A 17,525-nucleotide genomic window follows, 5' to 3' on the forward strand; every position below is an offset into this window, starting at 1 on the left:
AATGCCTCCATTAAGTGAAGTGGTTAAAATTAAAATCACAGTTTATGGTTATCCCTTCTGCCTAAAATATTTTACTTACAAATTTTTATTTTAATATATGGTGATGTCACTTATAAAGGTATCTCTAGGGGTCAGCGGTTTATCTCGGATATGAGGGCAAGGGCATTCTGGATAAATTTCTCAACGATTTTACGGTATTTCTCCTCACTCGCCCTGAGGGCCTCCTGTGTCCTCTTCATCTCAGTTATATCCCTTGCAATGGTGGATACCCCTATAATCTCACCATTAACGTCCTTGAGTGGTGAGAGTGAAATGGAAAGCCATATCTCCTCCCCATCCTTCCTGAACCTTCTGGCCTCAAAGTTTGAAACAAGTTTACCGGATCTCACCTCAGATATGATGCCCCTGAGCCTTTCAAATTCCTCCTCATCCATGAGGATCGAGACGTTCTGTCCCCTGATCTCATCTGCGCTGTAACCGTATATCCTCTCAGCACCCCTGTTCCAGTCAATTATGTTCCCATCAAGGTCATAGCTTACGATGGCATCCCCCGAGGACTCCACGATGGAAGCCAGTCTTTCGAGTTCACGCTGAAACTTCAACCTCTCTGTCACATCCCTGAAGATTGCCCGGCTGTATTCAACCTCACCATCCCTCATGCGGACGTTGACGTTTCCCTCCACAAAGATCTTCTCACCATCCTTTGTTATGAATGCGGTTTCAACCAGGGGAATACTCTCCCCGCTCATTACACGGCTGAAGATCTCACGGCACTCATCCAGCTTGTCGGGGTGTATCACATCAAATATTGTGAGATTCTCAATGTCGTCCTCAGTGTAACCCAGGGTCTCCATCCATGCCCTGTTCACATATACGAATCTGCCCTCAGTGTCAACCGCCTGTATCATGTCATTGGCGTTCTCAAAGAGGTCCCTGAACTGCTCCTCCCTTCTGTGAACCTCATCCTCCATTCTCCGCCTCTCTGAGATATCCCTGATTATTGAGGTCAGGAAAAGATCCCCTGATGTCCGTGCAGGGTTCAGGCTCATTTCAACAGGAAACTCGGTCCCATCTGATCGGAGGGATGTGGTTTCAAAAACCCTCCCTGCGAGTTCGTGCTCCCCCTCCATCCGGTATTCCCTCATCTTGGCCTGGAGATCATCCCTGAGGGATTCCGGAACAAGTAAATCAACCCTTTTACCCTCAAGGGATGTGTATCCAAACATCCTATCTGCAGCAGGGTTTGAGAATACGATAATGCCCTCAGAGTCAACTGTGATCACCCCATCGGGGCTGTTATGTATAACTGTCTCAAATACTGATTTAAGGTCCTCATCAGACAGTAAAGGGCTTTCAGGAGAAACACCGGACATCCAACCATCTCCACATAATAAATCAAATAGACTCAAATAATATTTATGCAGGCAAGGTATTTAAGATTTTAGTGATCAATAGATCTTAGGATCACAGCAGCCCAGAAGTGGTGAAGAAATGAGTTCAAAATGTATAATGGTGCAGGGGACATCATCAAGTGCCGGTAAGAGTGTCCTTGTGGCTGCACTCTGCCGCATATTCTCAAAGAGGGGCTACCAGGTTGCCCCCTTCAAATCCCAGAACATGTCACTGAATTCCTTCACAACCCATGAGAACAGAGAGATAGCGGTGGCCCAGGTCCTCCAGGCAGAGGCTGCAGGTATCAGGCCATCATACCATATGAACCCCATACTCCTCAAACCCAAGGAGGACTTCACATCCCAGGTCATAGTCCACGGTAGACCCGCAGGGAACATGAACTTCCAGGAGTACCAGACAGGGTTCCGGGAAACCGCCCTAAAGGCCATAAAGGAGTCCCTCGATTACCTTAAGGAGCGATATGATATCATCGTGATTGAAGGGGCCGGATCCCCTGCCGAGATAAACATGAGGGGCCGGGACCTTGCCAATATGGAGATAGCCCACCTTGCAGACGCCGATGTTATACTTGTTGCTGATATAGACCGTGGAGGTGTTTTTGCCTCAATTGCAGGCACCCTGATGCTTCTCGATGAACGTGACAGGTCCCGGATAAAGGGTGTTGTCATAAACAAGTTCCGGGGAAACCTTGACATCCTAATGCCCGGTATAGAAAGGATTGAGGAGATCACCGGTGTGCCTGTTCTTGGCGTGCTCCCCTACGATGAGAGCCTGAAGCTTCCTGAGGAGGATTCAGCCTCGCTCGCAGAGCGGAAGTACCGTGGAAGGGGGGATGTGAAGATCGGTGTCATGAGGCTTCCCCGAATATCCAACTTCACAGACATAGACCCCCTTGAGTACGAGGAGGACGTTGCTGTGAGGCTCATAGAGGCCGGTGACAGCCTTGATGGCCTTGACGCCATCATAATCCCCGGCACCAGGAATACCATAAGTGACCTCATGTATCTGAGGGAGAATGGCTTCGCCGATGAGATCAGGGATCTGAGCCGTGAGATACCAGTATTCGGTATATGCGGTGGTTTTCAGATGCTTGGAAGGAGGATCATTGATGAGGGGCTTCAGGAGTCAAAACTGGGAAGCGTGGATGGCCTCAACCTCCTTGACTGCAAAACCACATTCACAGGTGATGGTAAAATAATATCCCAGAGCGCCGGGGAGATAACCGGTGCCGGCCTTTTCTCAGGCCTTGCAGGGGAAACCGTTGAGGGCTATGAGCTTCATGAGGGAACCACAGTCCTGGGTGATGTTAAACCCTTCCTGAAGGTGAAGAGGGGCTTTGGTAACACATACACCATGGGATTCGATGGGGCCGCTGATGGGAACGTTGCTGGTACCTACTTCCACGGCATATTCCACAACTTCCGATTCAGGAGGTACTTCACCAACATTCTGAGGGAGAGGAAGGGCCTTGAAAAGCTTGACTATGTTGACGACCACTTCGATGCCTCAAGGAGGTTCTCAATTGACCGCCTGGCTGAGATAGTCGAGGAGAACATGGACCTATCCATCATTGAGGACATCATAGAAGGGGATTAGAAGAAAAAGGGCCCTAATGCATATCCTCCACAAATCCCTTTTTCTTAAAACCTATCCAAAAATTAAGGAATATTCTTAAAAAAATTAAAAAAAGCTTTTTTTATTGGACAGAGTCCAAATCGTTGATTCTATGCTATGAACGGCACCGCGAGTGTTGTAATCACAAGGACCGTCAGGATGATACCCACCACTATCACCGGAATCCCTGCCCTGGGTATGTCGCGGAGCTTAACGTAGCCAGAACCATAGGCCATGGCAACGGTTGGATCAGCCATTGGTAGCATGAAGGACAGCGAACATGCTATGGCAACCGGAACCGCATATATACCCACCGGCTGATGCTGTGCACCTGCAAGGGTCACTGAAAGCGGAACCAGGATCGCTGCAAGTGCTATATTTGACATCACCTGAGTTATAAGCACTGCAAGGACCATGAGGACCAGCATGACAAGAATCGTTGATGGATCAGATCCCAGCATCCTGACAAGGTCATTTATCAGCCATGCGGCGGCACCAGTCTTGAGGAGGGCGCTTCCAAGGGAGAGTGCACCCCCAAAGAACACAATGAGGCCCCAGTCAATATTCTTCTGGGCGTCCTTCCAGGTTATAACACCGGCGAAGATGAACATCACCGCGGCTATCAGTGAAACCGAGTAGCTGTTGATGCCTGTCCATCCAGCTGTCACCCAGAGCAGAATTGCAAATAGGAGTATTCCGGCGCTGACCTTCTCCTCCCTTTTAACCTCGCCAAGTTCCATGAGTTTCTTCCCTATAACTGCGTCACCGTCACATAGGGCTGTGACCTCACTGGGGAATATCCTCATGAGGACAAACCATATTACAAAGAGCATTGCAACTGCAAGGGGGAACCCGAAGATCATCCAGTTGAGGAAGGGTATCTGGGTGTAGGCAGCCGCCATAAGGTTGGGGGCTGTCCCTATCTCCGTCCCGAAGCCACCTGCAAGGGACCCGAATGATGCCCCCAGTATCATTGCCTTTGCATAGTTACTCCTACCCCTCTCAGGCTCAGAACATCCCATTATATCAACTATCTCCTTTATGATTGGAAGGAGCATTGCAAATGCCACCACGTTCTCTATCCACGCTGAGAGGAGGCCCGTGGAGAATATGCTCACAAAGAGGCCCCTCTCGGGTGATGTTCCAAGCCTCCTCAAAAGGTAGTAGGTGAATCTCTGTGCAAGGCCACTCTTCCTTATGGCCTCAGCCATTATGAAACCACCTATCATAAGGAAGAGTATGGGGTTTGCGAATCCTATAACAGCATTTTCAAAGCTCTCAACGCCGATAAGTGGCTGTGCAAAGAGTATTATAAGGGATGTTACCGCAAGTGGAACTGCCTCGGTTGCCCACATTGAAACCGCGAAAACAAGTAAGGATATTGCTGCGTGTCCTGAGGCCTTAAGGCCGGGTAATGGTATCAGGTACACTGCAAGTGCAAGAAGAAAACTCAGAATAAATCCTTTCTTTGCATCCGTAATATTACCTCCTCTTGTTGGTAACTGTAAGTTTCCAGTAGCTTATAATTTTTACCATATATAAATAGATTGCCTGTAATACTAAGCCCCTCATTTTGCTGACTACAAGTCCATAGGGAGGTATGCACAGACATCGACCCGATGGTTGCAGGTTTCTGCTTGCAATCAATCCATAATGATGGCCGGCAAAAACTTACATCAGAAACAGATGATGCTTTAACATTTAAATATTCATCAAAAACCATATGAAAGCCAGTATTACAGGCTGGTGAACAAAGTAAATTGCCAGTGAGTTTTCTCCCAGAAATTCAAGCGCATGGTTTCTTCCTAGGAACTTTCCCTTCCATCTCCTCCTGTATCCTGGATAGATGGTATCCCCTGTGAAGATACCGAGAAGGACAACACCGATCCATGGAAGCAAGGGAAAGTAGTCGAGTGTGTAAAATCCAGGGGGCTTCAGTCCAAGCCAGACAAAAAATAAGGTGTCCACCCTCAACGTTGAAACCCAGATCCCTGCCGCCAGTGCCAGTAGGGCTGCGATAACCGAGGGTACCCTTCTTCCTGCAAATGGGTATGTGATGATAACAGCAGCGCCTATGAAATGCAGCACCCCGAACACTATGAATCCCTTATGGGGGTATATCCAGGTGGCAGCAGTTATCAGGAAGCCGTAGGTGAATATCCTGATACCCCTCCTAATGTAATGTCCAGGGCACCCAGAACCCCTTCTGGAGTGGCTGAGGCTGAGTGATACACCCACAAGGAATATGAAGAGAAATGCGGCCAGCCTTCCGGTTATCCAGATCAGCGGGGAGTTCATATCCAGTTTCACGGCTCCAAGGAAGTTGAGGTCAAAGATCACGTGGTATATGATCATCATCACAACAGCGATGCCCCTTATGGCATCCACCTCATGGAACCTCTCGCTGGACGATGCTACCCCCATGAATAACCTCCATTTATAAATTGTGTGGAGTCCGATAAAAGCAGTTCCCACTGCAGGGAGGACCTCCAGAGGCAGTGCTCAAGATAAAAATAGAAAATTTTATATATGATGATTTCAAACCTTTTCTATGCCTACGAATTGCGGCGTTAGTCCAGCCTGGTTAAGACACTGGCCTGCCACGCCAGCGACCCGGGTTCAAATCCCGGACGCCGCATAGCGGTTGTAGTCTAGTCTGGTTAGGACTCGGGCCTTCCAAGCCCGCGACCCGGGTTCAAATCCCGGCAACCGCATAAAAACTGTTTCTGATGCCAGTAACCTGTTAATTCTAGTGTATATGATAAACTGTTCCTTTACAGTGACCCATTAATTCACCATAAACCTGTTTCTGGCTGATTTTAACTGTTTATTCAGATTGAAACTCCATTAGATGTAATCTGCACCTCCCTCCCAGGGGAAGTGGCCATCCATATATCAGCTATATATATTAGAAACCCCGATAGTAGAGCAAAGGATAAGTACTTTAATTCTAGATAATAACAGGATCCAGACTAATATTAATGGTGTGATACTCATGGCTGGAATCGTTGGATATGGAGTTTACATTCCATCATACAGAATAAAGGTTGAAGAAATAGCGAGGGTCTGGGGAGACGACCCCCAGGCCATATCAAGGGGACTGGTGGTTGAAGAGAAATCAGTTCCAGGTCCAGATGAGGACACCGCAACAATCTCAGTGGAGGCTGCCCGAAACGCCCTCAAAAGAAGCCAGATAGACCCCTCAAGGATAGGGGCTGTCTATGTTGGTTCAGAATCCCACCCCTATGCAGTCAAACCAACAGCAACAATCGTCGCAGAGGCCGTGGAGGCAACCCCTGAAATGACAGCTGCCGACCTTGAATTCGCATGTAAAGCAGGAACCGCAGGTATACAGGCATGTATGGGACTTGTTGACTCAGGAATCATTGAATACGGCCTTGCTGTTGGCGCAGATACAGCACAGGGAGCGCCAGGGGACGCCCTTGAATACACAGCATCAGCAGGTGGAGCGGCCTACGTCATAGGAAATGAGAACTGTCTTGCAGAGATAAAAGAAACCTACAGTTTCACCACCGACACCCCCGACTTCTACAGGAGGGAAGGAATGCCCTACCCCAGACACGGTGGAAGGTTCACAGGTGAACCAGCCTACTTCAAACACGTTCTTGGAGCTGCAAGGGGTATGATGGAAAAGACGGGCCTCTCCGCAGGTGACTTTGACTATGCGGTTTTCCACCAGCCAAACGGAAAGTTCTACTTGAAGGCAGCGAAAAAACTTGGATTTGAAAGCGAGCAGGTGAAACCTGGGCTTTTAACACCGGTCATAGGTAACACATACTCCGGTGCAACACCAATAGGCCTTGCAGCGACACTTGACGTTGCAGAACCCGGAGCAAGGATACTTGCAGTCTCCTATGGTTCAGGGGCCGGGAGTGACGCATTCATAATAGAGGTCACAGACGAGATAGAGAAAAAGAGAGATCTCGCCCCAGCTGTTTCTGACATCATCAGCAAGAAAAAATACGTTGACTATGCACTCTATGCCAAGTTCAAGGGCAAACTCAGGATGGCTTAAGATGGTGATAACATGAGGGATGTAGCAATTATTGGAGTCTCACAGACAAAATTCGGAGAACTCTGGGACGTCTCATTCAGGGACATGATAACCGAGGCCGGCCTCGGTGCCATAGAGGATGCTGGAGTTGAAGGTGCAGACCTCGAGGCGATGTACGTTGGTAACATGTCAGCGGGCCTCTTCATAAAACAGGAGCACATTTCTTCACTCATCGCAGATCATGCCGGTCTAACACCAATACCCTCAACAAGGGTGGAGGCCGCCTGTGCATCAGGTGGACTCGCCCTGAGGAGCGGTATAATGGCCGTGGCATCAGGATACCATGATATTGTGATAGCAGCAGGTGTTGAGAAGATGACCGACGTTGTTGACCCCACACCTGCAATTGCAACGGCCTCTGACCAGGAGTGGGAGGCCCAGCAGGGTGTAACCTTCCCATCACTCTACGCCATGATGGCGAGGAGGCACATGTACGAGTACGGTACAACAAGGGAGCAGCTCGCCATGGTCTCCGTGATAAACCATGAAAATGCCTCAAACAACCCAAGGGCCCAGTTCCCCATGAAGGTCACGGTTGAGCAGGTCATCAACTCAACCATGGTTGCAGATCCACTCAGACTCCTTGACTGTTCACCCATCTCTGATGGTGCAGCAGCAGTCATACTCTGCCCCGCCGAGATGGCCAGGGAATACACCGATACCCCCGTCTATGTGAAGGCATCTGCACAGGCATCAGGTACCATTGCACTGCACGATAGAAGGGATATAACCCGGATTGACGCCACCGTGAATGCTGCAAGATCCGCATTCAAGATGGCAGATCTTACACCGGGGGACATAGACCTTGTTGAGGTCCATGACTGCTTCAGCATAAATGGTATACTGGCTGTTGAGGACCTTGGATTCGTCGAGAAGGGTGAAGGTGGAAGGGCCTTTGAGGAGGGCATGACCCGAATCGATGGTGACATACCCGTAAACCCCTCAGGGGGTCTCAAGGCACGTGGTCATCCACTAGGGGCCACAGGTATCGCCCAGGCGGCTGAGGTGGTCTGGCAGCTACGTGGTGAAGCCGGCAAAAGGCAGGTTGAGGGTGCTGAGATAGGTATGACCCACAACATTGGTGGAACCGGTGGTACAGCGGCTGTGCACATATTCTCAAGGTAGCCACCAATCCATTTCATTTTTCCTGTAGTGGATAGAAATGCAGTGCCCATATAGAAGTAAAGAAACTGAGCTGGGCTAACTAGGTTCTTCAATTCTGCAACTCTTTGATCATAGTTCATAAAACAATCACATGATTCTGCAATGCCCTCTCTGCCAGATTCATTGATGCCAGAGAACCAGGAAAAACCAAAAGGCTGCGTAGAGAAAATGAGCCGTGAAAATCACATTCCATTTTTTGATATTATCTGAAAAAACCGATGGAGTCAGCAGAGTTCCAGCGCAGGTTTGTATTTAGAAAACTTAAAAATACTCGAGGTTCAAAAACCTGAAAGTACCTCTATTCTGAATTCACAAGCACATGAAAAAGCTTTGTAAAAAAAGAAGGGATTGTGGGGGTGCCTACATTGGAGGCATTCCGCCCATGTCGCCCATATCCATGTCCTCATCGGATCCGGAGGATGATGCGGCTATGACGTCGTCTATGCGGAGGATCATCTCAGCTGCCTCTGCAGCGGACTGGATGGCCTGTTTCTTGACCCTGTGGGGCTCTATTACACCGGCCTCTTTCATGTCAACGATTTCGCCATCGAAGACGTCAAGTCCCATGTATGGTGACTCTTCGTGGGCAGCCCTGAGGTCCACCAGGACGTCGATGCTGTCAAGTCCAGCGTTCTCTGCAAGGGTCTTTGGAACGATCTCAAGGGCCTCTGCGAATGCTGAGACCGCAAGCTGCTCCCTTCCGCTTATTGAATCAGCGTAGTCCTTGAGCCTCTTTGCGACCTCTATTTCAGGTGCTCCTCCACCTGCAACGACCTTTCCGTCCTCGACTGTTGCTGCAACGACTCCTATTGCGTCTTCGATTGCCCTTTCAACTTCGCTTACAACGTGTTCTGTTGAACCCCTCACGAGTATTGTGACTGCCTTTGGCTCCTTGCATTCCTCAACGAAGATCATCTCTTCGCCTGAGATCTTCTTCTCTGAGACAATGCCTGCTTCGCCTAGGTCGTCCTCACTGAGGTCCTCAATGTTTGTGACTATGCTTGCACCGGTTGCCTTGGAGAGTTTCTCCATGTCTGATTTTTTAACCCTCCTTACTGCAAGGACGCCTGCCTTGGCCAGGTAGTGCTGTGCAAGGTCATCGATACCCTTCTGACAGAAGAGCACATTTGCGCCTGTCTCCACTATGGAGTTGACCATGTCGCGAATCATCTGCTCTTCCTGTTCAATGAAGGCCTGCATCTGTGATGGGTCTGTTATCCTGATTTCTGCGTCGACTTCTGTCTCTTTGACTTCTATTGGGCAGTTCAGGAGTGCTATTTTGGCGTTTTCAACTTTCTTTGGCATTCCTGGGTGAACCCTTTCCTTGTCGATGATGACACCCTGGACGAGTGTTGAGTCGTCCACGGCTGCGCCTTCCTTCTTCTCTATCTTTATGTGGTCCTTCTCGACTTCGCCGTCTTCCTCAACCTGCTGGACAGCGTCAACTATGAGTTCAGCCAGTGGTTCCCTTGCCTTTTCTGTTCCCTTACCGGTCATTGCAGTCATTGCGACCTTTATGAGTGTGTCTCTGTCGCTTGCGTCAATTGCAATGTCGTTGAGTATTTCCTGGGCCTTTTCAGCGGCCTGTCTGTAACCCATTGCGATTATTGTTGGGTGAATCTCCATTTCAAGGAGTGTTTCAGCTTTTTTGAGCAGTTCACCTGCTATTATGACGGCTGTTGTTGTACCGTCACCGACCTCGTCTTCCTGGGTCTTTGCCACCTCAACAAGCATCTTTGCTGCGGGGTGCTCTATGTCCATTTCCTTGAGTATTGTGACACCGTCGTTTGTCACCACGATGTCCCCAAGGGAGTCAACCAGCATTTTGTCCATTCCCTTTGGTCCAAGGGTTGTCCTGACGGTTTCTGCCAGTATTTTACCTGCAAGGATGTTCATTCTCTGTGCGTCCCTTCCAAGGTACCTGCTTGTACCTTCAGGCAGTACAAGAATTGGCTGCTGTCCCTGTGCCATTTAATCACCTCAATTTTTATTATCATTAGTGCATTTATCAATGGGTTAGAGGTTCTATAAATATTTTGCGGTCAATGTATTTATTCAATGGTGACCCTATTTAAATATGGGTAGGACAATGTTTAAATCAGTAGTCCCTGTCTGCCTTTTGGCATTCATGATTTTAATTTTATTAACTGAAGGCTCTTATGCCATTGAAGAAGTTGAGGATCCCCTGAATAGCTCTGATGTTCTCGCGGCAAGTGCCAGAGTTTCCAGTTTTATGGAAAAAAATAAGAGGCTCCCTGAAAACGTCAGTGTGGGTAACAGGACACTTGACACCCCCTCCTATGCCTACGCCCTCAGCAAGGTACTTACAGGTTCAAAGGTGGTGGAAAACCAGACCATTAATGGGCCCCAACTGGATATAAGGCGCATATCAGTGAAACTAACAAAAAATCAGTACCTGGAGATAGCATCAAAATTCCGTAACTTCACATCCAGGACACAATGCTGTCCAGCAACCATCTCCTTCAGTGGGGGTAGGATCGACTTCTACAATGCAGTCTATCTCCTATCAAAGATCGGGCGCTGCAGACAACTCCATGGTAAACTCCCAGCGTACGTGCAAATAAGCACCCCACTGCCTTTAAATGCATACCGCATCAATTCCAAAGCCATTGACACAAGGATAAAGAACCTGAAATCCCAGATCAGAAAAACAATTAACCTCATGAACCTTATTAATAAGAGAATCAGATATTCTGGAAACAAAAAAACCATCATGAGGCTTCAGGGTAAACTGAGGTCCCTTGAAAAAAAATACAGTTATCTGAATGGTCAGCTCAGATACTATGAGGACCTCAGGAGCAGCCCCTGGTACGTCCCAGCATCCCTCCGACGTTACATCAGGTCCACAGCCCACTGCACCATAAATGATCCCAATATAGTTTACCTTGCCAGGGAACTCTCAGGAAACACCACCCACTCCACTGCACTGAATCTCTTTAGCTGGGTCAGGGACAATATTGACTACTCATTCTATTACAGGACCCGTTACGGTGCCTCAGGCACACTCAGGTACAGGACAGGAAACTGTGTGGACCAGGCACACCTCATGGTTGCCCTTGCAAGGACCAGCGGTATACCGGCCCGTTATGTCCGTGGATACTGCAGGTTCATAAGCGGAAACTGGTATTCCCATGTTTGGGCCCAGGTATGGATAAGGGGTCGTGGCTGGGTGACAGCAGACACCACCCACACCATGAACAACCTCGGACACGTTTATAACTGGAACACCAGTGTGTCAGAGGTCAGGGAAGTGCTTCTGGAATATGACCTGCACTGAAACCTTATATCCCCCCATGAGATATCATGATCCATGAAAATCATTGACCTGAGCCACAGAATTGAGGATTCCATGCCAGTCTTTCCAGGTGATCCCTCTGTCAGAATAAGGACAGTTGAAGATGGAGATTACATTAACTCAGAGATAGAGACAGGATTGCACGCTGGAACCCACATAGATGCACCGGCACACGTACATTGTGGTGATGAGACCGTTGATAGGATAGGCCTTGAAAGACTGACAGGGCAGGGCTTCCTTATATCACCCAAAACAGTTAAAATTCCTGATGGAGACATTGCGATTCTGAGAACCGGGTGGGACTCAAAGTGGGGTCTGGATGAATACTTCAGAGACTACAGAGGCATTCCCATGGGTCTTGCAGAGAAACTGGTTGACCATGGAGTGAAGGGGGTGTGCACAGACGGGCCAAGCGTTGACATGCCTGGAGAAACAGCTGTACACAGACTTCTCCTTGAAAACGGGATCTGGATAGTTGAAAACATGAAAAACACGGGTCTGGTTCCAGAAAGATTCAGAATATTCGTTGTTCCCCTGAACGTGAGGGCAGAGGCCTCGCCCGTAAGGGTATTTGCCGTTACAGACTGACCATCATTGAATATGATACTATTTGCCGTTAAAGATCCATCATCTTTCTATTTTCTCCCAGAGCACCCTTCCATCATCTCTCACTGACCTGAAGTAACCCTTCCTTTCAAGGTTCCTCAGTATCTGAACCATGTTCTCAAGTTTCATGTCCCTGAACCCTATTTCATTTAAAAAACTGAGCAGTTCCTCTGCTGTGGATCTTTCATCAGGTAGCAGACGGTAGATCTGTGACTGGAAGGAGGTCAGATCCCTTTCAGGTTTCTGGGTAAGCGCATGGAAGTACTCCCTGTACCTTTTAAGGTCAGATATGCGGGATTCCTTCTCGGCTATGATTGCATTGAGGTCCTGTATTATTTTATCCTTCTCAGCCATGAGACCCTCAAGTTCAGCTATCTTCTGTTCCCTGAGTTTGAGGGTCTCCTCAAGTTTCCTCACCTTCCCTGAGTTCTCTGAATTCTCCCTGCACTTCCTGAGATCCATCTTGAGCTTGCTTATCTCAAGCATGCATGCCTTGACAAGAAGCTTGAGCTGTTCCTTTTCCGAATCCCTCATGAACTTCATGGTACCCCTTTCCCCTTAATTAAATATCACATGGAACCTTAAAAACCTTCCTGAATTCATCCCGGGATACCAGATAGAGTTATATAGCGAAAGAATCTCCACATATTCCCTAAAATGGGAACGAAAACAAAACAATAAGTCCCCCATAAGCATCATTCAAGCCTTTCAAAATTGCAGAGGCCAAAACACTTAACCCTCTCCTCCACCTTCAAAGCCGCAAGGGCACATAGAACTCCAAGGAGTGCCCCTGCAATGACATCACTGGGGTAATGCAGACCAAGGCACACCCTTGAAACACCAACAAGGGAGGCAAGCAGCATGAAAAGCCATAGTCTCCCAAATTTAAAGTAGAGTGCCAGGAACCCGCTGAATGCTGCCACTGTGTGCCCTGATGGCATGGAGTAGCCGCCAACTGTTGTGGTGTGCTTCACCCAGCTGAGAACCTCATAGGGCCTTGGCCTTGCAATAACAGCCTTCAGGAATTCACTGAGAAAGAAGCCCATTAAAAGGGCTGTGAGTGCAATGAACGCGGCCTCCTTCTCATTCTCACCCCCAAAAATGTAGAGTGTGAGGCACAGCAGCACCCAGAAGATCTGGGTTCCTCCAAGGGTTATGATCTGCATCAATGAATCAATAATTGGTGAACTGATTGCTGAATTAAAAAAATAGAGAATGGAGGTATCAATACCCGTAAATGAAAGAAAAGGATGCATCACAAAATAGAGAATGGATGCATCGACACCAGGAAATAAAAAAAATGGATGCATCATTTACAGTATCTCATTTATAAGTTCTGCATTCAGGATCGATGCCCCCGCGGCCCCTCTCACAGTGTTGTGGCCAACAAGGACATATCTAAGACTGTTACTGAATGCCGCATCCTTCCTGAGCCTTCCAACAGTTACAGACATTCCACCATCCCTGTCCCTGTCCATCCTTGGCTGAGGCCTGTTCTCCTCATCCAGGACCATAACAGGTTTTTCAGGTGCTGAGTAGAGCCCCAGTTTCTGTGGGAGCCCCTGGAATCCGTCCATGGCCTCCTTTATGTCCTCAATTACAAATTCATCATCCAGTTCCACGAAGACAGCTTCTGTGTGGCCATCAACAACAGGTACACGGTGGCATGATGCGCTCACACCGAAACTTGCAGGTTTAACCACACCATCATCAAGTTCACCGAGGAGGTGGAGGGTCTCGGTTTCAATCTTCTCCTCCTCGCCTCCGATATACGGGATGATGTTGTCAAGTATAGCCATGGATGGCACCCCACTGTACCCTGCACCTGAAACCGCCTGCATGGTGGAGACATAGACCCTCTTTATGGTGTAGCTGTCATAGATGGGCTTCAGTGTAAGGGTAAGTGCTATGGTGGAGCAGTTGGGGTTGGTTATGATGAACCCATCCCATCCCCTCCTCCTCTGCTGAACCTCTATGAGGTCCAGGAACTCCGGGTTAACCTCAGGGATCACAAGGGGAACATCGGGTTCCATTCGCATTGCACTGGCATTTGAAGCCACGATGTACTTCTCAGCAAATTTTGGCTCAACCTTCCGGGCCACATCTGCGGGAAGTGCAGAGAATAGTATGTCCACGTCCCCCACACTTGCAGGGTCCGTTTCAACAACCTCTATATCCCTTACAGACTCAGGCATCTCACTGTCAAGGTACCAGTTTGCAACCTCCCCGTAGGGTTTCCCCGCGGACCTTGAAGATGCCGCGAGGGTTGTAAGTTCAAATTCAGGATGATTCTCAAGCATCTCAATAAACCGCTGCCCAACCATCCCTGTTGCTCCAAGAACACCAACCTTAACCATAATACCACCTTATCATTTTATTCCAAGCACGTCCCCCATATCCATTATCTTTCCGGGTTCTGCGTGTTCAATGAACCTCACTGCCCTTATAACTCCACCTATAAATGCGTCCCTGCTGTGGGCCCGGTGGACTATTTCAAGGCGTTCACCATCACCTGCAAAGAGGACTATGTGGTCCCCCACTATGTCACCGCCCCTCACAGCATGGACACCTATCTCATCACGGGTCCTCTCACCTGTAAGGCCGGACCTCCCGTGAACCGCTACCTCATCGGGTTTCCGGGAGGTGGCCTCTGCGATAACCTCAAGTGCACGCACCGCGGTACCTGAAGGGGCGTCCTTCTTGTGTCTGTGGTGGGCCTCTATGATCTCAACGTCATAATCAGAGAGTATCGGTGCCAGATCAGAGAGTACCTTGAAGAAGACGTTGACACCCACTGCCATGTTTGGTGAGATAACAGCCCTCAAACCTGTCCTCTCAATGGATTCCCTGATGGTCTGCATCTGTTCATCTGAAAATCCTGTTGTTCCAACCACAAGGTTAACCCCTGCTTCGGTCGCTGTCTTTATGGTTTCAACAGCTGCCGGCGCCACTGTGAAGTCAACGAGAACGTCGGGTTCTGTCTTTCTTAGTGTTTCGGCAAGGTCAGATGCGTCGCTTACCTTAACACCCACTTCGCCTGTGGCTGTGAATTCACCTATATCCCTTCCCTTAAGGGGTGTTCCCGGGGCCTCTATGGCAGCCACAAGCTGCATGTCATCCTCTTCAAGCACCCTCCTTATTATTCCAGACCCCATGCGCCCGCAGGCGCCGGTAACCGCAACTTTGATCATCATAACACCTCAGGGGTTCAGATGAGTGCCAGTTCCTCAAGTACCAGCCTCAGTTTCTCACGGCTGCTGTCCTTTAGGGGTGCTAGCGGCATCCTGACATGACCTGCGGGCCTTCCCATCATGTTGAGGGCCTCCTTGACAGGTACAGGGTTGCTCTCGATGAAAAGGACCTTCATGAGGCTGTAAAGTTCATAGTGGGTTTTCATTGCAGACTCAAAGTCCCCTGAGAGGGCCTCGTTGACGAGTCGGCTCATACGGGCTGGATCGACGTTCGCCACAACAGATATGACACCCTCTGCACCCATTGAGATCATTGGGAGTGTGAGGTTATCGTTACCTGAGAGTATGATAAAATCATCGGTGCCCTGGTCCATCAGCCGTGATTTCAGCATGGAGATCTTATCCAGGTCGGGGCTCGCCTCCTTTATACCGATTATACCGTCGAGCCCTGCAAGTTCAGATACCGTGTCAACGTCGATATCCGTACCGGTCCTTGAGGGCACATTGTAGATTATAAGGGGTATTTCCGATGCCTGCTCCAGCATCCGGTAGTGTTCAATGAGCCCATGGGGCTGGGGCTTGTTGTAGTAGGGTGTTATTACAAGGGCCGCGTCTGCACCTGCGTCCCCTGCATACCTTACAAGGCCAAGGGCCTCCCTTGAGGAGTTGCTCCCTGCCCCAGCAATGGTCTTAACACGCCCGTTAACCTCATCCACAAGTATGTCAATCATTCTCCTCTGTTCCTCATGGGTTATGGTTGCTGATTCACCTGTTGTGCCAGCAACCAGCAAACCATCAACCCCATTCTCAATCAGGTAGTTTATGTTTTCCCGCAGCCCGGCCTCATCCACCCGGTCATCATCTGTGAATGGAGTCACCATGGCCACTACTGTGCCTTCAATCTTCATTCAAGAACACCCCTTACAAGTTCATACGCCTTTTTACCATCATTCCAGTCAACAAATATAACCACAGATGTCTGTGAGGATGAAATTTCAACTATGTTAAGGTCATTATCCCTGAGGGGCTTGGTGATCTCGGATATTATGCCCGGAGTGTCTATGAAGTCAGGGCTGGATATGGTTATCATGGCAATATCCCTTCCCAGGGAGAGTGAACTGAGGTTATCATCTGCAATGACCACATCATGGAGGAGCCTGTGCGCCTCATCGGCGTCCTTCTTATCAACGAATATTGTAACGGAGTTCTGGCCTGTTGAAATTCCTATGATGTTGATGGAGTTCTCTGCAAGCTTTGAGGTTAACTTTGCCAGTATACCGGGCTTGTTGAGTATCTTCTCCCCCACAACCGCAACCACAGATATTGGTTCAGGGTTGAGGGTTGTTGTCTTGACCATCTTATTCTTTGACGGGCCTATGATTTCAGTGCCCGGGGCTGAGAGATCCCCGTGCTCAAAACCTATGATCTTTGCATTGATATCCGGGTCCTTGTATTTCAGGGCATGTGGATGTAGTACCTGCGCCCCATGGGTTGCAAGATCCCTCATCTCCTCAACAGAGATCTTATCAAGCTTCTTTGCGCCCTGCAGTTTATTTGGATCCGTTGACATTACGCCCCCAACATCGGTTACGATTATAACCTCATCCGCCTTCAGGCAGTGTCCCAGGAGGAAGGCTGTGATGTCACTTCCACCCCTTCCCAGGGTTGTTATGTAACCATTGGGGTCCCTCCCAAGGAACCCGCACACCACCGGTATTATTCCCTGGTCGAGGAGTTTGAGGAGTTCCTTTGACTTCTTCTCGGTTGCCTCAAAGTCCACCTTAGCATTTAAAAGGTTGCTGTCGGTTATTATTGGCCATTCATCCATGAATGGGTCTATGTATTCAGATTTAACTCCAAGTGCCTCTATTGCAGAGGAGAATATCCTTACACTGGTCATTTCACCCATGGATACTATTTCAGCCAGCTGCTTTTCTGTAACAGCATCTTCCATTGCCTCATCAACTATCTGAAGGAGTTCATCGGTTGTCTTATTGATGGCAGATACAACAACAACGACCTTCTTGCCCTTCATGTACTCCTTCACGACAGAACGGGCCGCTTTTTTAATTCGTCTACCATTTCCTATAGATGTACCGCCAAATTTAGCAACTATTAACTCCATTAACCTTCACAACCTTTTAAA

Annotated in this window: 15 protein-coding genes and 2 tRNA genes; 7 read left to right on the forward strand and 10 right to left on the reverse strand. The window is 48.8% G+C overall.

Features of this window, described 5'->3' with window-relative positions:
• Positions 1-131 precede the first annotated feature (131 nt).
• Entirely contained in the window at positions 132-1,373 is a 1,242-nt protein-coding gene (locus AB9H23_RS04480; protein WP_370005857.1) for a PAS domain S-box protein, read from the reverse strand.
• A 118-nt stretch (positions 1,374-1,491) separates the two neighbouring features.
• Between AB9H23_RS04480 and cobQ the strand changes: the two genes are divergently transcribed.
• The gene (cobQ, locus tag AB9H23_RS04485) at positions 1,492-3,009 is read left to right on the forward strand and encodes a cobyric acid synthase CobQ (protein WP_370005860.1); all 1,518 of its coding nucleotides are present in this window, start codon (positions 1,492-1,494) and stop codon (positions 3,007-3,009) included.
• Positions 3,010-3,137: 128 nt separating this feature from the next.
• Here cobQ and AB9H23_RS04490 read toward each other — a convergent pair whose 3' ends face one another.
• Both AB9H23_RS04490 and AB9H23_RS04495 read right to left on the reverse strand, forming a co-directional pair.
• The gene (locus AB9H23_RS04490) at positions 3,138-4,457 is read right to left on the reverse strand and encodes a DASS family sodium-coupled anion symporter (protein ID WP_321210857.1); all 1,320 of its coding nucleotides are present in this window, start codon (positions 4,455-4,457) and stop codon (positions 3,138-3,140) included.
• A gap of 271 nt (positions 4,458-4,728) precedes the next feature.
• On the reverse strand, positions 4,729-5,451 hold the full coding sequence (locus tag AB9H23_RS04495) for a heparan-alpha-glucosaminide N-acetyltransferase (protein WP_370005862.1): 723 nt from the start codon (positions 5,449-5,451) through the stop codon (positions 4,729-4,731).
• A 140-nt stretch (positions 5,452-5,591) separates the two neighbouring features.
• Here AB9H23_RS04495 and AB9H23_RS04500 point away from each other — a divergent pair.
• From AB9H23_RS04500 to AB9H23_RS04515, 4 genes are all read left to right on the forward strand, one after another.
• Positions 5,592-5,665: transfer RNA gene (locus AB9H23_RS04500), tRNA-Gly, on the forward strand.
• 2 nt (positions 5,666-5,667) lie between these two features.
• Positions 5,668-5,741: transfer RNA gene (locus AB9H23_RS04505), tRNA-Gly, on the forward strand.
• Positions 5,742-6,022: 281 nt separating this feature from the next.
• Entirely contained in the window at positions 6,023-7,063 is a 1,041-nt protein-coding gene (locus AB9H23_RS04510) for a hydroxymethylglutaryl-CoA synthase (protein WP_370005865.1), read from the forward strand.
• Between the two features lie 12 nt (positions 7,064-7,075).
• Positions 7,076-8,227, forward strand: a complete 1,152-nt coding sequence (locus AB9H23_RS04515) for a thiolase domain-containing protein (RefSeq protein ID WP_300476552.1) — start codon at positions 7,076-7,078, stop codon at positions 8,225-8,227.
• A 399-nt stretch (positions 8,228-8,626) separates the two neighbouring features.
• On the opposite strand, the gene thsA is transcribed toward AB9H23_RS04515, so the two are convergent.
• On the reverse strand, positions 8,627-10,237 hold the full coding sequence (thsA, locus tag AB9H23_RS04520) for a thermosome subunit alpha (RefSeq protein WP_370005868.1): 1,611 nt from the start codon (positions 10,235-10,237) through the stop codon (positions 8,627-8,629).
• A gap of 157 nt (positions 10,238-10,394) precedes the next feature.
• On the opposite strand from thsA, the gene AB9H23_RS04525 reads away from it, so the two are divergent.
• On the forward strand, positions 10,395-11,564 hold the full coding sequence (locus tag AB9H23_RS04525; RefSeq protein ID WP_370005943.1) for a transglutaminase domain-containing protein: 1,170 nt from the start codon (positions 10,395-10,397) through the stop codon (positions 11,562-11,564).
• Positions 11,565-11,597: 33 nt separating this feature from the next.
• Positions 11,598-12,170 (forward strand): cyclase family protein, encoded by a 573-nt coding sequence (locus AB9H23_RS04530; protein ID WP_370004340.1) that lies wholly within the window; start codon positions 11,598-11,600, stop codon positions 12,168-12,170.
• A 39-nt stretch (positions 12,171-12,209) separates the two neighbouring features.
• Here the strand turns inward: AB9H23_RS04530 and AB9H23_RS04535 are convergent, their stop codons facing one another.
• The 6 genes from AB9H23_RS04535 to AB9H23_RS04560 form a co-directional block, all read right to left on the reverse strand.
• On the reverse strand, positions 12,210-12,731 hold the full coding sequence (locus tag AB9H23_RS04535; protein ID WP_321210863.1) for a hypothetical protein: 522 nt from the start codon (positions 12,729-12,731) through the stop codon (positions 12,210-12,212).
• A gap of 152 nt (positions 12,732-12,883) precedes the next feature.
• Positions 12,884-13,354 carry a phosphatase PAP2 family protein gene (locus AB9H23_RS04540; RefSeq protein WP_321210864.1) on the reverse strand — a complete coding sequence of 157 codons (471 nt, stop codon included), beginning with the start codon at positions 13,352-13,354 and terminating at the stop codon, positions 12,884-12,886.
• 147 nt (positions 13,355-13,501) lie between these two features.
• Positions 13,502-14,545, reverse strand: a complete 1,044-nt coding sequence (gene asd / locus AB9H23_RS04545) for an aspartate-semialdehyde dehydrogenase (protein WP_321210865.1) — start codon at positions 14,543-14,545, stop codon at positions 13,502-13,504.
• 12 nt (positions 14,546-14,557) lie between these two features.
• A complete protein-coding gene (dapB, locus tag AB9H23_RS04550) occupies positions 14,558-15,379 on the reverse strand; it encodes a 4-hydroxy-tetrahydrodipicolinate reductase (RefSeq protein ID WP_321210866.1) in 822 nt (273 codons plus the stop codon).
• A gap of 17 nt (positions 15,380-15,396) precedes the next feature.
• Positions 15,397-16,287 (reverse strand): 4-hydroxy-tetrahydrodipicolinate synthase, encoded by an 891-nt coding sequence (gene dapA, locus AB9H23_RS04555; RefSeq protein ID WP_013296009.1) that lies wholly within the window; start codon positions 16,285-16,287, stop codon positions 15,397-15,399.
• Positions 16,284-17,504: an aspartate kinase gene (locus tag AB9H23_RS04560; RefSeq protein ID WP_013296010.1), complete on the reverse strand. Its 1,221-nt coding sequence runs from the start codon at positions 17,502-17,504 to the stop codon at positions 16,284-16,286. Before AB9H23_RS04560 ends, dapA begins: the two co-directional genes overlap by 4 nt.
• Between the last annotated feature and the right edge of the window lie 21 nt (positions 17,505-17,525).

This window comes from Methanothermobacter sp. KEPCO 2 (genome assembly GCF_041228365.1).
Taxonomy (GTDB): domain Archaea; phylum Methanobacteriota; class Methanobacteria; order Methanobacteriales; family Methanothermobacteraceae; genus Methanothermobacter; species Methanothermobacter marburgensis.